General features: G+C 67.5%; 10 protein-coding genes. 2 read left to right on the top strand and 8 right to left on the bottom strand.

Features of this window, described 5'->3' with window-relative positions; all coding sequences use genetic code 11:
- The first annotated feature begins 10 nt into the window (after nucleotides 1-10).
- Entirely contained in the window at nucleotides 11-2,581 is a 2,571-nt protein-coding gene (locus AB7I40_RS21055) for a VWA domain-containing protein (protein ID WP_428345041.1), read from the top strand.
- Here AB7I40_RS21055 and AB7I40_RS21060 read toward each other — a convergent pair.
- The 3 genes from AB7I40_RS21060 to AB7I40_RS21070 all read right to left on the bottom strand — a co-directional run bounded on the left by AB7I40_RS21060 (nucleotide 2,572) and on the right by AB7I40_RS21070 (nucleotide 5,922).
- Nucleotides 2,572-3,990 carry a PQQ-binding-like beta-propeller repeat protein gene (locus tag AB7I40_RS21060; RefSeq protein WP_428345040.1) on the bottom strand — a complete coding sequence of 473 codons (1,419 nt, stop codon included), beginning with the start codon at nucleotides 3,988-3,990 and terminating at the stop codon, nucleotides 2,572-2,574. The two genes, AB7I40_RS21055 and AB7I40_RS21060, sit on opposite strands and share 10 nt — an antisense overlap.
- A gap of 31 nt (nucleotides 3,991-4,021) precedes the next feature.
- Nucleotides 4,022-5,395 (bottom strand): hypothetical protein, encoded by a 1,374-nt coding sequence (locus AB7I40_RS21065; RefSeq protein WP_428345039.1) that lies wholly within the window; start codon nucleotides 5,393-5,395, stop codon nucleotides 4,022-4,024.
- 92 nt (nucleotides 5,396-5,487) lie between these two features.
- The gene (locus AB7I40_RS21070) at nucleotides 5,488-5,922 is read right to left on the bottom strand and encodes a hypothetical protein (protein WP_428345038.1); all 435 of its coding nucleotides are present in this window, start codon (nucleotides 5,920-5,922) and stop codon (nucleotides 5,488-5,490) included.
- A 647-nt stretch (nucleotides 5,923-6,569) separates the two neighbouring features.
- Here AB7I40_RS21070 and AB7I40_RS21075 point away from each other — a divergent pair.
- Nucleotides 6,570-7,823: a hypothetical protein gene (locus tag AB7I40_RS21075; RefSeq protein WP_428345037.1), complete on the top strand. Its 1,254-nt coding sequence runs from the start codon at nucleotides 6,570-6,572 to the stop codon at nucleotides 7,821-7,823.
- A 3-nt stretch (nucleotides 7,824-7,826) separates the two neighbouring features.
- On the opposite strand, the gene AB7I40_RS21080 is transcribed toward AB7I40_RS21075, so the two are convergent.
- The 5 genes from AB7I40_RS21080 to AB7I40_RS21100 form a co-directional block, all read right to left on the bottom strand.
- A complete protein-coding gene (locus tag AB7I40_RS21080; RefSeq protein ID WP_428345036.1) occupies nucleotides 7,827-8,993 on the bottom strand; it encodes a hypothetical protein in 1,167 nt (388 codons plus the stop codon).
- Between the two features lies 1 nt (nucleotide 8,994).
- Nucleotides 8,995-9,516 (bottom strand): SigE family RNA polymerase sigma factor, encoded by a 522-nt coding sequence (locus AB7I40_RS21085; protein WP_428345035.1) that lies wholly within the window; start codon nucleotides 9,514-9,516, stop codon nucleotides 8,995-8,997.
- Nucleotides 9,517-9,590: 74 nt separating this feature from the next.
- Nucleotides 9,591-10,784, bottom strand: a complete 1,194-nt coding sequence (locus AB7I40_RS21090) for a glycosyltransferase 87 family protein (protein ID WP_428345034.1) — start codon at nucleotides 10,782-10,784, stop codon at nucleotides 9,591-9,593.
- A gap of 36 nt (nucleotides 10,785-10,820) precedes the next feature.
- Nucleotides 10,821-11,072: a DUF6752 domain-containing protein gene (locus AB7I40_RS21095; protein ID WP_428345033.1), complete on the bottom strand. Its 252-nt coding sequence runs from the start codon at nucleotides 11,070-11,072 to the stop codon at nucleotides 10,821-10,823.
- Nucleotides 11,069-12,613 carry a class I SAM-dependent methyltransferase gene (locus AB7I40_RS21100; protein ID WP_428345032.1) on the bottom strand — a complete coding sequence of 515 codons (1,545 nt, stop codon included), beginning with the start codon at nucleotides 12,611-12,613 and terminating at the stop codon, nucleotides 11,069-11,071. Before AB7I40_RS21100 ends, AB7I40_RS21095 begins: the two co-directional genes overlap by 4 nt.
- Nucleotides 12,614-12,650: the final 37 nt, after the last annotated feature.

Below are 12,650 nucleotides of genomic sequence, written 5' to 3' on the forward strand. Positions count from 1 at the left end.
CCTGCATTTCATGGCGTCCAGCTGTCTCGCAGCGCTGCTCTTCGTCGTGCTCGCCGCCGCCCCGCACACCGGTGCCGCGGCGCCTGCTCTCCAGCCGGTTGCCCAGACAGCTGCCCAGCCCGCTGCAGCCGTGGCATCCGCGGACCAGGGCAGGCCGCTGGTGATCATCTTGGACACCTCAGGGTCCATGGCCGACGACGACGGAACGGGGACGATCAAGTTGGCCGGCGCACAGGCGGCGCTGTCCCGCGTGATTCGGCAACAAAGGCCTGGCACGAAGCTCGGGCTGTGGACCTTCCCTGGCGGGGGCAGTTGTGATCCTGGAGGCTTCGCCTTCGAAGTCGACGAGATCGACCAGCGCAACATGATCGGCGACATCAGAGCGCTCACTGCCGGTGGAGAGACTCCTACCGGTGGGGCGCTGCGAACTGCCGTGGACATGCTCAAGTCCCAGGGATTCCAGGGCGCCACGATCCTGCTGGTGTCGGACGGCCTGAGCAATTGCGATCCCGATCCGTGCCAGATCGCTCAGGACATCACCGCGGAGGGGTTCGACCTCACTGTTCAGGCAGCGGGTTTCCAGACCTCTGACGAGGGCATGGCCGAACTCGAGTGCATCGCGGCGGCGACGGGTGGACAGACCTACCAGGCCAACGACGCCGACCAATTGGGCGAGGTCATCGACCTGGCCACCGTCGCCGAACTCACAGTCAAGGTCGATGGCATTCCCGATTCCACGCCTGCAGGCTCAGCGAGTCGCGTCACCGTTGAGGTCCGCAACGACTCGGCCAGCGATATCGAGAACGCTCGCATCTCATTCAACTTCGCCAACCGCACCAGCGGCCGCCAAGCAGTCGTGCCCGCGGTTCTCCCACCGTTGGTGCGCATCGGCAACCTTCAGTCCGGAACCAGCTCCACCCACACCTGGGTGGTCTCCTACGGCAGTCGCGGAAAGACCGGCGTGGCGTCGTACCGGCTGACGGCGTGGGGCACCAATGCCCAACCCGTGACGCTCGAGGGCCAGGTGGAGGTCACGAGCCTGGATCAATCGCTCAGCGATGCCGGCGACCTCATCAAGGACCTCGAAGGCCAGCGGGTCGCGATCCTCGGGGATTCCTACTCCTCGGGTGAAGGCGCAGGGAGCTACTTCCAGGGCACCGACAGCGTGAAGATGCATCTGGGCCCGCGCGTCAACCAGTGCCACGTCTCACCCAAGACCTACCTGTTTCCCCTGTTCAAGGCTGGCGACGTTGATCTCTATGCCTGTAGCGGGGCCACCTCGCACCACATCAAGGATGATGACTGGAACGGGGTCCGCGAGGACCAAGTGCCTGACCTGGAGGATCGCCAGAGGGATGCCGAGAAGCCTGTTGCGGCCGGCTTCCTGACCGTCGGCGGCAACGACATCGGCTTCTCGGGCATCGTCAAACACTGTCTGCTGGCCCATCCGACACCCAGGGCCTACTGGTACGGAGTGCGTCTTGAATGGGACACCCGGTGCTCTGACGACTGGGGCTGGCGAGCTGAGACGGACAGCCTGGTGGCCGACCTGCCGAACGAACTCAAGCCCACCTACCGGCAGATCTCCTTGGCATTGAACCCCAGCGAAGCCGTCAAAGCTCGAGGTGGGGAGGTGGCGCCCCTCTATGTCCTCGCTTACCCCCAGCCCTTTCCTGAAGCGCAGTGGGCGTACTGGTGTCGCGGCTTCGACTCCGCCGAAGTGGGTTACGCCAACGACCTCGTGGACGACCTGAACGCTCAGATCGAGCGTTCAGTCAAAGCCGTGCGAAGGGAGGGATACCGGGTCCAGATGATCACCGCCACCCAAGACACCTTCCTTCCTGACAACACAGCCTGCCCACGTCCGGGCAGCGTCGAATTCATGAACTCTGTGGACGCGATCTCGGGCGGGGCAACGGCCGTGTGGGACCTCATTGCGGGCACGTCCGTGGCCAACAAGTTCATGCACCCCAACGCCCTCGGCTACACGGCCGAGACCAACACCATCCTGAGTTGGTCGGTGGGCGCCGAGGACGAACTACCCGAGGGAGTGGCCCGCTGGCAGGTCGACGACGAGGGCTGGTGGTCGCAGCTGATCCCAGACCTGCCCACGATCGCGCGCGCCGTCACCCCGAGATTGCCCTCGGTGGGTCCGGCAGTTCTCGACGCGACGGCCGGAACCTGGCTGACCGATCCGCAGGACGTCCGCGCCGGACAGCGACTGGACGTCCAGGTTCGTGGCGCTGCCCCCGGAAGCACCGTACTTGTCACCCTGGCCTCCCGGACCAGGTTGATCGGCAGGGTCGAGGTGGGCCCGAACGGCACGGGCGAGGGGACAGTGCAGGTGCCCCGAACTGCACTCCCCGGAACGCACCACCTGCAAGCGATCGGTTTCGACTCCCGCTCCAACCCCGTCACCGCCACTCAGGACATCGATGTGGCCCGCGCGATCCCCTTCTGGCTGCTTCCACTCGCTGCTCTTGTCGTCATCAGCCTCATCGGTGCCAGCCTGCTGTATCGCCGTGACCGCAGAACACCTCGCACCGCGGCGAGGAACGAACCGCTGCCCGATCACTCGTAGCGAACCACCCGGTCCCCTTCGTGAACCATGACGGCGCCATCCGCCGGTGCGACTTCTATGCCGTAGTCCGCCCCATCCAAGCGGAGAGTCCACACCGGTGAGGACGTGCCGATCTCGTAGTAGGACAGTTCATCTTCGTCCGTGGAGTACAGCCCCGGCGATACCGGGGTGAGATAGCCCGGATAGTCCCCGAGAACCTTGAGGTCCTCGTCGTAGAGCAGCCCGTTGTTGCTGTCGATCAGGTAGGAGACCCCGCCCATGTCGAACGTCGAGGATCCGAAGGAGTAGTCGTCCACGTCGACCGGAAGGCTGCCTGCCACACCCTGGGAGTCGAAGAACCGGACCTCTCCGTCCTCGAACTCCTCGGAGTCCGTGCTCTGTTCGAGATACACCAGATGGGAGGTCGCCCGGTAGGGCCCTGACTCATCCGAGCCAAGCGACTGGTCCCACAACTGCGCCCCATCCTTGGAGGACAGGGCAACGGCCCGGTCGGTTCCGCCCACGACCACCATGTCCTTGACTGCCGCGAGTGTCAGCACGGGGTAGTCGACATCGAGGTCTACATCGACTCCGATCGACCAGTTCTCCTCACCCGAGGCCATGTCGAGACTGCGAACCTCCTCGCCATCGGTGAGGTAGAGGTCATCCCCGTGGACCTGCCAGGCTTCGGCCTCGTCGGTCCAGATCTCCTCGCCGGTCTCGCCGTCGAGCAGACCCAGCTCCTGCGTGTAGTCGGTGACCTCCTCGTCGTAGTCCGACCACACGACATACAACACGCCGGCTTCCGTCTCGGCCACCGCGTTGCCATCCTCGAACCACCACGCCAGCGATCCGTCCTTGACTGACCGAGCCTCGATGCCGGAACCGTCCTCGTACGGCCCGAGAAGGAAGTTGTCGGTCCCCGGTACTGCCGCGTTGAGCCAGTCGAGGTGATCCGGCTCGATCTCCCAGACGGTGTCGCCCTGGTCATCCAGCGCGGTGACCAGGGAACCGGAGTCGGTCGGATAACCGACCAGGGTCCGGTCGCCGACGACCTTGATCGTGGCGTAGCCGTAGTCATCCTGATGGGGCACCCGCCAGTCCCAGACCTCCTCGGGTTCGGAGGTGACGGCCTTGACGAGGGGTGCAGCCACCCCGTTGTCTCCGACACTCTCACCGTCGCTGCCGCCTTGGAGAGCGACGAACACGGCGCCCCCCACCATCACGAGGGTCACAGCAACGCCGGCGGCGAGCACCAGTGGCCACCGGCGGCGTACCCCTCGAGGAGCCTGTTGCTCCCAGGACGCGGATGCTGCGGCTCGCGGCGGCGCCTGGATGGGTGTCTCCGCCGGCTGGACCGGGCTGCCACACACAGTGCAGAACTTCGCCCCAGGACTCAGTTGACCTCCGCAGGACCCACAGAACCTCATGCTGCCTCCTCGAAGCGACCCAGCTGGATGTTCATTCGCACGAGGAACCATCTCTGCTGACCTCGTAGCAAAGGTTGGTCACGACGTCATCCACCAACTCGTCCGAGGCACTGCTGAGGAAGTCGCTCGAATAGGCCACCGCGGTAGCCATCGGGTCGACCTGCCAACCGCCGTCCCGCTTGCTCAGGATCACGAAGAAAGAGTCGACTCCCGTCATCCGACGGATGTCCCCGTCGATACAACCCGAGTCCGTGTCGTACTCGTCGGCGACCTCGACGCACCGCCCGTCGAGCCGGACCGATCCGGAGTCGACCTCGCCGTCAACAGAGGCCAACGCGGCGACCGCGGCACTGTCGATGGTCATGCGCGCGTGGTCGCCGTCCTCAGCCACATCCGTGTCCAGCTCACTCAGGTCGATGTCGAAGTCCGCCCCCGCCTCGGCGAGAAGATCCTCGGCGGGCTCGACGTAGGCGCGCAGGACGTTGACCTGTTCCTCGGGCAGGGCGGCCAACAACTCCTCAAAGTCCTCGTCGGAAGCCGCTTCGATGACCTTACGGACAGCATCTTCGGGGTCCTTGGCCACCACCGGGTCGGGGGCGTCGGCCAGCCCGACGGCGTCGTAGTCGGGAGTGATGGGTGAATCGCCGGACTCCCGAGCCCAGTAGTTGAGCTCGTTGACGACAGCATCGAGGTACGACGCCACAGGGCTCACATACCACCGGCCGTCCACCTTCACCGCCGTGACCGACAGCTCGAAGCCCTCCTCGGCGTTATCGCGCACCTCAGCGACGAGATCCCCTTCCCAGCTCCGGGCCTTGGAGTAGCGCTCGGACATGAACTCCAGGCGGGGCGGCAGAGCCTCGGGATCGAACGATGCGGTGACCTCGAGGCGTTGCACCGTCACCTTCGCCACACTGTCGGCCACCTGGTCGATATCGAGCTCCACATCGCCCAGCGCAACGTCCACAGCATCGGCCAGGTCCCCCTCCGACGAGGTGAGCCCCGCATCGGCCAGTCGCTCCCGGGCCGGCTCGTACAGGTCCACGACGCCCTCCACCTCGCCAGGGTTGACCACGGCCAAGGCTCCGACCGGATCCTGCTTCGCCACCGATTCGATGAACTGGCGAACGGCGGCATCGGGGGTCGAAGCCCCGCCCTGGGGTGACAGGACCTGGTAGGCGACAAATCCACCGGCGGCCAGGGCCGCGACCAAGGCACCGACGCCGAGGATCTTGGCCAGGCCGGCGCTCCGGCGTGACGGCGGAAGTGGCGCTGGCGACAACCAGTCAGGCGCGGCGCCCGTCGGCTCCAGCACGTTCTCACGGGGCGAGGGAGGCGTCGGCTGGAGCGCCTGCTGCTGACCTCCCGTGGCCGTCGAGGCGGACACGCTGGACCCGCACGTCACGCAGAAACGCTGATTCGCGTGGTTGACCGGACTTCCACACGATCCACAGAATCGATTCACGCTGCTCCCACCATGGCAACAATTCGCACTTCTCAAGCGACCGGCTCGGCGCCCCGGATGACCACAGCAACGGCACCCAACACGACCCCGAGAAGCGTCATCCATGCGCCCGGCCCCAGATTCTCGTGCGCGTGATCGAGAAGCGTAACGAAAGCAACCGCGAAGCACAGTGCAACCGAGCAAATGATCAGGGTGCGGAATCTGCGTGCCGAACGGGTGCTGAGGCCGGCACTGGCCATCATCAGCACCCCGGCACTCGGCAGCACGAGCAGAGCGACGACACCCCACGCCGGGACGAGGTCACCCAGGGATCCCATTCTCTCCAACCGGATGACGTCCAGGGCGGAAGAGGTGGACAGCGGTCCGGTCGTCACCCAGGGCAGGAACAGCTGGACCACCCAGGCAGCACCGACCCCGAGCCAGACCAGGGTGAAGATCGGGTCCGCTGAACGAGTCGACCGACCCATGAGTCCCCCTGATGCTCCACCGGAACCCCAGAGTTTACGGATATCCACCGGCCCGACGACCTTTTTGGACGGGCAACCGTCGGGGATCCGTTGGCAGTGCTTAAATCTTGGCCACACCATTCACGCATCACGTTACGAGGGACCCGTCGATGGCCAATTTCTGCGGAGAATGTGGCAGCCCCAACGAAGGTGGCTCTTTCTGCCCCATGTGCGGCTCCCGGTACGAGACGCTGCCCACGGCGCCAGCACCGGCACCGGCCCACTCGGGCCCCACGGTCGCGGCGGCACCCACCCCGGGCCCACCCGAGGTCGAGACGACCCAGATCCGTACGCCGGCGCCACCGGCTCAGGCGGCTGCCCCCCTTCCGCCAGTAGCACCGCCCGCGCCGCCAGTTGCCCCTGTTCCCCCAGTTGCTTCGGCCGTACCGCCAGTAGGACTCACCAAGCAAGCCCCGACAGCCCCGGCCCCACCCACGCCGCAGCCGGCCGCGCCGAACTGGACCCCTCCGCCGGCCCCGCCCGGGTGGCAGCCCCAAGGACCTCCCGGATATCCAGCCGCACCGCGGATCAATCCGTTCCTGGGAGTCCCCATCTCCGACTTCGTCCGAGATGCTGCCGCGCTGTTCTGCCTGTTCGCGGCGTTCGGGATGCCGTGGGACCTCAACGGGGACGCAACTGACCGGTGGTGGGTCGTCATCGCGTTGCTGTTGTCGCTGGCCTCCCTGGCCATTCCCTACGTCGCCAAGGCCCAGCTGATTCCAGGTTTTGGGCCGGCTGAGTCCGGGTTGGCCAAGTTCGCGGCCAACGTCCCAGCGCTCCTGGCCGTGTTCGCGGCGATCGTCAACGAGCTCGTCAACCTCGGCAACGACTTCGAGGGTGGCCTCGGGATCGGCATCGCCACTGCCCTGGCCGGCATCACCCTCGCCGTGCAACCTCGCGCCGCCGAAGAGGGCCAGACCCATCGCACCGACGAGCTGTGGGTGACGGCCACGATCGCCACGGCATCGGCAGCACTCGCGGTCGGCATCGTTGCTTTCGTCGGTTTCGCCTTCGACTGGCTCGACCTGTTCGGCTCGCTGTCTGACAGCCTCCTCACGCTTGTCGGACTCACTCTCGCCGCCCCCGTCACGTTCATCGTGCTGATCGGATGGCCGACTGTCGGAATCCTCAAGCGCAAGACTGGCTGGATCCGCGTCTTCAGCGTGATTACCTTCACGGTGGTCGCGGTCTGCCTGTTGTCACTCGCCGGTGATGGGTCAGGTGTCTTCTTCGCGCAGGCCGTCGAGAAGTGGAACTACGTGTACGGCGGCACCTTCCTCATCGGCGCCGCCGCCGGTCTGTCGGTCTCCCGACCGATCCATCGCGCTCGCCTGGAGCGTGATCCCGTCTCCGGATGGATCGAGACAGCAACTGCCGCGCTCAGCGTCGCGGCCGCGGCTCTCGGGGTCTCCGGTGTCGCACTCATCATCGCGATGATCGACCGCGAACTCACCGATCCCGGCCTGTTCATCGCCGTGGTCCTGATCATCTGCTCGACGGTGGCTGCCGTCGTGGCGATCTCCCTGCTCCACAACCCTCGCCAGAACCGGCCGATCGTCCTGGCAGTCATCGGCGGCTACCTGCTGGCCTCGATCGTCACCGTCTCCCTGTTGCGCAGCTTCGACTACCAACTGGGCATGAACGGCTGGGAGGCAGCATTCTGGTTCACGTTGCCCACCCTGGCGATCTACGCGCTCGTCGTCCCGACGTCGGTGCGAACCGCCCTGGCGATCCCCCGGCCGACGTACCCGCCCCAGGGCGGCCCCCCGCCCCACCAGCCGGGATATCCCCAGCACCCCGCGGCGGGTGGTTGGGGCGACCAGGCACCCCCGCCGCGCCCTCCGTACCCTGAACAGCGCTGAGGATCATGGCACCTGGACCAACACGCAGCGACCGGTCCGGACACTGCACCGGGCCATCCGTTCGGCTGTGTCACCGTCCGCGAGCACGGCGGAGACCACGAAGTCGTCGTCCTCCCACACCCAGTCCATCACTCGGAAACCCCATCCATCGGGGGCGGTCAGGATGGCCCGCCCGGTGCCGTCGATGTTCTGCGACTGCAGCGTCCCGATGGCCGTGACCTCCCCACCCAGGGCGTCGGGCGAAGCCCAGACCAGCCGCTGACCATCGGGGCTCACGATCAGGTCGCCGCTGAAGTTGGGCAACGGGGCGGTCGGGGTGAGCAGTCCGTCGTTCGAGATCTCCGCGAGGTACGGCGAACCCTGCGTGCCGTCGATGGTCCCGTCCGAGCCATCGGTGGCGAGCAGTCCGGTGGCGGTGCCGTCGAGGATCTGCTGGTCGGGTGCGGTGCGGGAGAGGTCGACCGTGGTGGTGTCCACGAACGGCAGCCACAGCAGGGCGGTGTCGGTGCCCTGGACGAGGACCCGGCCGTCGTTCATGACGGCCCGGACCGTCACGGTGCTCCCGTCCTGAGGGTCGCCGGGGTCGATGCCGATGCCACCCATGCCCTCGCCACTGAAGCTGGTGTCGAAGCCGGTGACGATGTCCTTGTCGCCCTCCCGGGTGATGTAGGCGAGATATCTCCCGTTCGGCGAGATCACCGGAGGGACCGGCAGTGGGAGCGTGAAGTCCTCGACCCGCTGTCCGCGGCCCCATTGCCACGTGCCGTCGGCGCGCTGGGCGAGCCAACCCTGAGCGGTGCCCTCCACCGACCACCAGCTGCCGGGCACCTGTTCGCCGCCGACGTACAGCTGCTGGTCGAGGACGTAGGGGACGCTCGGTGGGGTCGTCGGGATCCTGATCGCCGCGTCAGGCTCGGTGGGCGAGGGAAGGGTCGAGGTGGGCAGGGTCGGCGACGGTGCCGGCTGTGGCTCGCGTCCACCGCGATCGTTCGTCACGACCAGGACGGTCCCGGCCAGAATGAGCACCACGGCGGCCGCGACGAGCAGGGGCTGCCAGTGGCGTCTAGGACGCGGCGGCTCCTGCGGCAACGGCGGCATGGCGGGGATGCGCAAGCTCTCGGCCACATCGTGCAGTTCCTGGCCCAGGGTCTCTTCGACGTCGATGGGCATGTCAGTTCTCCTTTCCGTCCGTGTCGTGCTGGCCGATCGCGGCTCGCAATGCCCTGAGGGCGTGGTGGGCAGTGGACTTCACGTTGCCCCGCGAGCAGCCGAGTGCGTCGGCGATCTCCAACTCGCTGAGGTCCTCGTAGTAGCGGAGCACGATGACGGCCCGCTGGCGTGGTGGCAGCGACTTCACGTGCGGCCAGAGCACCATGCGGTCCTCGGGGCCCGCGACCTTGTCGTGCACCGGCTCCGGCGGAGCGTCGGTGAGCACCTCCAGGCGCCGCGCCTGGGGTCGCCGCTCGGACAGGTAGGTGTTGATCAGCATGCGCCGCACGTAGGCCGCCGGCGAGTCGGAGCCTGAGACTCGCGACCAGGACCGGTGGGCCTTCAGCAGCGTCTGCTGCGCCAGGTCCTCGGCGTCGGCATGGTTGCCGGCCAGCAGATAGCCGTAGCGGTACAGCGCCGGCCATGAACTCGCGGCGTACTCCTCGAACGTCAGCGCGTCCGGGTTCTTGGTCACGGTGAACATCTGACACCACCCCCTTCTGCTGATCTGACTCCGGGAGTCGGTCAGGAGGTTGTGTCGAACCGCAAACGATTCGATCAGGAAGCCAGAGGGTCCGCACCGGGGGTGCGCCCACGTGCTCCCAGACCCCGGAGAGCTGGCCCAGAGGTCGCGCGCCGTGCGGCCCAGATGCAGAGCGCCAGGGCAGCGAGGACGTAGGCGTTGCCAGCCACGTGTTCCAGCGGGCTCCACGCCGCCTCACGACCACGCCCGTACGGCGGCCACACGATCGGACGGGCCACGAAGACGACGCCCCACAGAACGCATGCCCAGCGAGCCCGCTCCCACAGCAGCAATGCGATCGGGGCAGCCCAGACCCAGTGGTGCGACCACGACACCGGCGAGGCGAGCAGCATCGCCACGGCTCCCAGGCAGGTGCCCAGCACCCGATCTCCGTGCCGCCACCACCAAGCACCCAGGACCAGGATCGCGGCCGCCAACGGCGCGGCGACCGCGAGCCACAGCAGTGTCGGTGGTGGCCCGTCCAGGAGCCGGGTCAGCACCCCGTAGATCGACTGGTTGTGCGCCAGCCCCGGTGGCCCGACCCGTCTCGCGTCGAACAACCCGTGGGACCAGTAGGACGCAGCCCAGCCTGGCATCAGGGCGAACCCGATCGCGACGCTGCCGGCGAAGACCAGCACCGCTCGACCGGCAGCAGTACGGCGCCCGACCAGCAGCAGGAGCAGCACGAACACGAGCGGCGTCAGCTTCACTGCGGCCGCAATGCCGATCAGCACCCCGCACCAGCGTCGGTCCGGCCGAAGCAGGTCGAGCACCACCGCCAGCATCAGGACCAGGTTGACCTGCCCGAACGTGAGGTTCTGCCAGACCGGCTCCAGGGCGAGGGCGCCCACCGTCACGAGCGCGACCAGCCACCCGGGCGCCGGTCGCGCGAGCGCGATGCGGACCACCCGCACGGTCGCGGCGAGCGCAGCCACGGACGCTCCCGTCACGAAGGCCGCGGCCAAGCAGCCCGGCACCAACGCCAACGGCACCATCACCAGCGCTGCGAACGGCGGATAGGTGAAGGACAGCCCGGTCACCGGGTCCACCGGGTGCTCGACCGGCAGACCGTCGAGGACCGAGCGACCGGCCTGCAAGTAGACGTAGAGATCGGTGAAGCCCGGGCTCAGGCCGCCCGCCACGGCGGCGGCCACGACCACGGCCACCACCGGGGCAGGTCCGCTCAACAAGCCCCTGGAGACCACCTTCGGCTCCGAAGCGTCACCCATGGCCCCTTCCTACCCGACCAGCGCAGCCTCAGGGCGTCACTGGTCGGCGGCCGACTCCGCCAGGGGCGGCGCGACGACTCGCTCGAGGCGCGCCAGCGCGTCCCGCATCCGCTCGTCGTCACGGTCAGCGGCGGGCACCAGGATCTCGGTGATCACGTCGATGATGTCGCTGAGGCGCTGGTTGAGCCTGCGCGACTCCTGGATCTCCTCCTCCAGGGCCACGATGCGCTTGTACAACGACACGGGTCCCACCCGCAGGCGTACCTGTTCACGGTCCGAAATATTCACGTCCACCTCACTACGAGTCGACAGATGCGCGGGTCCTCGTCCTCGAAAGGTGCCAGGGCGACACCCTCCTCACGGTGCACCACGCTGCCGCCGTACTGCTCGATCTCGGCGACCACCCGGTTCGGGCGGAGCAGGGTGCGGTGCTTCGAGGGGAAGGCACCGGCACGCAGGGTGCTGCGCCAGGTCCGGAACTCCAGGAACGTCTCACCACCTCGCCGCTGGATCATCTGTGCCCAACGGAAGAAGTTCTGCCGCGCGTCGCGCTCCACGGCGTCCAGCAGGAAGCGGGCGTAGATCTGCGGCGGCCGCTCCAGGTGCGCGAAGCGAGCGCCCGAGATCAGGATCGAGGACAGGTCGTTGAGGTTCAGCTCGCGTGGGCGGACGGCGACGGAGTGCTGCACGCCGAGCCGTCGGGTCGAGCGCCGCGCCGCCTTGCTGCCCTCGAGCGCCGTGACCCGGTGTCCCTGCTCGGCCAGGTAGACGGCATCGCGGCCGTTGCCGGAACCGACGTCGAGCACCTGCTGGTGGGGCTCCAGCCGACCCGCCACCCAGGCCGCGAACGGCGAGGGGGTGGGCGGCACCCGACTGCTCGGCTTCGAGCGGTAGAAGTCGCCCCAGTGCCGCAGGTGCTTGCGGTTGTTGCGCAGCCACCCGTTCATCCGGCGGGCGGTGGCGTGCGAGGCATGGAAGGAGTACGACGGGTCGGGCACCTGCCAGGTCGGCCCGTAGAGGACCTCGAGGAGGTCCGCGGGGCGGGCGGGTGCCACGAAGCGACGCCCCTCGAGGGTCACCTCGCCGACGGGCAGGAGCGCCGAGCGGTCCAGCTCGCCAGTGACGGAGGGGACCATGTAGAACGTGCCGTCGACGTGGAAGGCCGCGAACACGTCGATGCCCACCCGGCGACCGCCCCCGGGGGTGATCCAGATCTTGAAGTCACCGGCAGACATCCGGGTGATCCGCCAGCCCCGTGCCTCCATGGTCGCCTCGGCGCGCTTGTTCTCCCGGATGATGTCGAAGGGATGCGTGTGGGGGCTCAGGTAGGACACGTCGGCATCGCTGTCGTGGCCGATCAGGTGACCGCTGCGCACCGCACCGAGCAGGCAGCCGAAGGACAGGAACGCGTCGAGGCCACACTCCTCGCGCAGGTCGCGAAGGACCTGCTCGACGGAGTCCAGGACCGCCTCGGTCATGGCGCGGTCGGTGCGCGCGAACATGCGCTGGAGGTGTCCGGTCTTGTCGACGGCCAGTGGGTGACCGGCCGGGTCGACCAGCCGGATGGGTGCGGTGCTCGCACCGAAGCTCACCTGCTCGCTGAACGCGATCTCACCGCTGCCGTGGCGCACCAGGCTCACCTCGGCAGAGCCGTCCAGGTAGGGCTGCACCGCAGTGGGCCAACGAACCCAGGACGGATGCAGCCTCATCCGGTCACGTTCGGGGTTGAACGACCAGATCCGCTCCCCGTCGAAGCGCACGTCGATGGGGTCCTTCTGGCGGTGAGGAACGCGGATCCCGCGACTGCTCACCGCGAACCGACTGTTCACGATCCATCCCTTCCCGCACCGCCGCCCAATGTACGGC

Origin of the sequence: Nocardioides sp. (assembly GCF_050246775.1) — a bacterium.
Taxonomy (GTDB): domain Bacteria; phylum Actinomycetota; class Actinomycetes; order Propionibacteriales; family Nocardioidaceae; genus Nocardioides.

Coding starts and splice junctions, on each gene's coding strand:
- AB7I40_RS21090 (WP_428345034.1), bottom strand. CDS start 10,784: ATGGGTGACGCTTCGGAGCCGAAGGTGGTCTCCAGGGGCTTGTTGAGC.
- AB7I40_RS21070 (WP_428345038.1), bottom strand. CDS start 5,922: ATGGGTCGGTCGACTCGTTCAGCGGACCCGATCTTCACCCTGGTCTGG.
- AB7I40_RS21055 (WP_428345041.1), top strand. CDS start 11: ATGGCGTCCAGCTGTCTCGCAGCGCTGCTCTTCGTCGTGCTCGCCGCC.
- AB7I40_RS21075 (WP_428345037.1), top strand. CDS start 6,570: ATGCCGTGGGACCTCAACGGGGACGCAACTGACCGGTGGTGGGTCGTC.
- AB7I40_RS21085 (WP_428345035.1), bottom strand. CDS start 9,516: ATGTTCACCGTGACCAAGAACCCGGACGCGCTGACGTTCGAGGAGTAC.
- AB7I40_RS21060 (WP_428345040.1), bottom strand. CDS start 3,990: ATGAGGTTCTGTGGGTCCTGCGGAGGTCAACTGAGTCCTGGGGCGAAG.
- AB7I40_RS21080 (WP_428345036.1), bottom strand. CDS start 8,993: ATGCCCATCGACGTCGAAGAGACCCTGGGCCAGGAACTGCACGATGTG.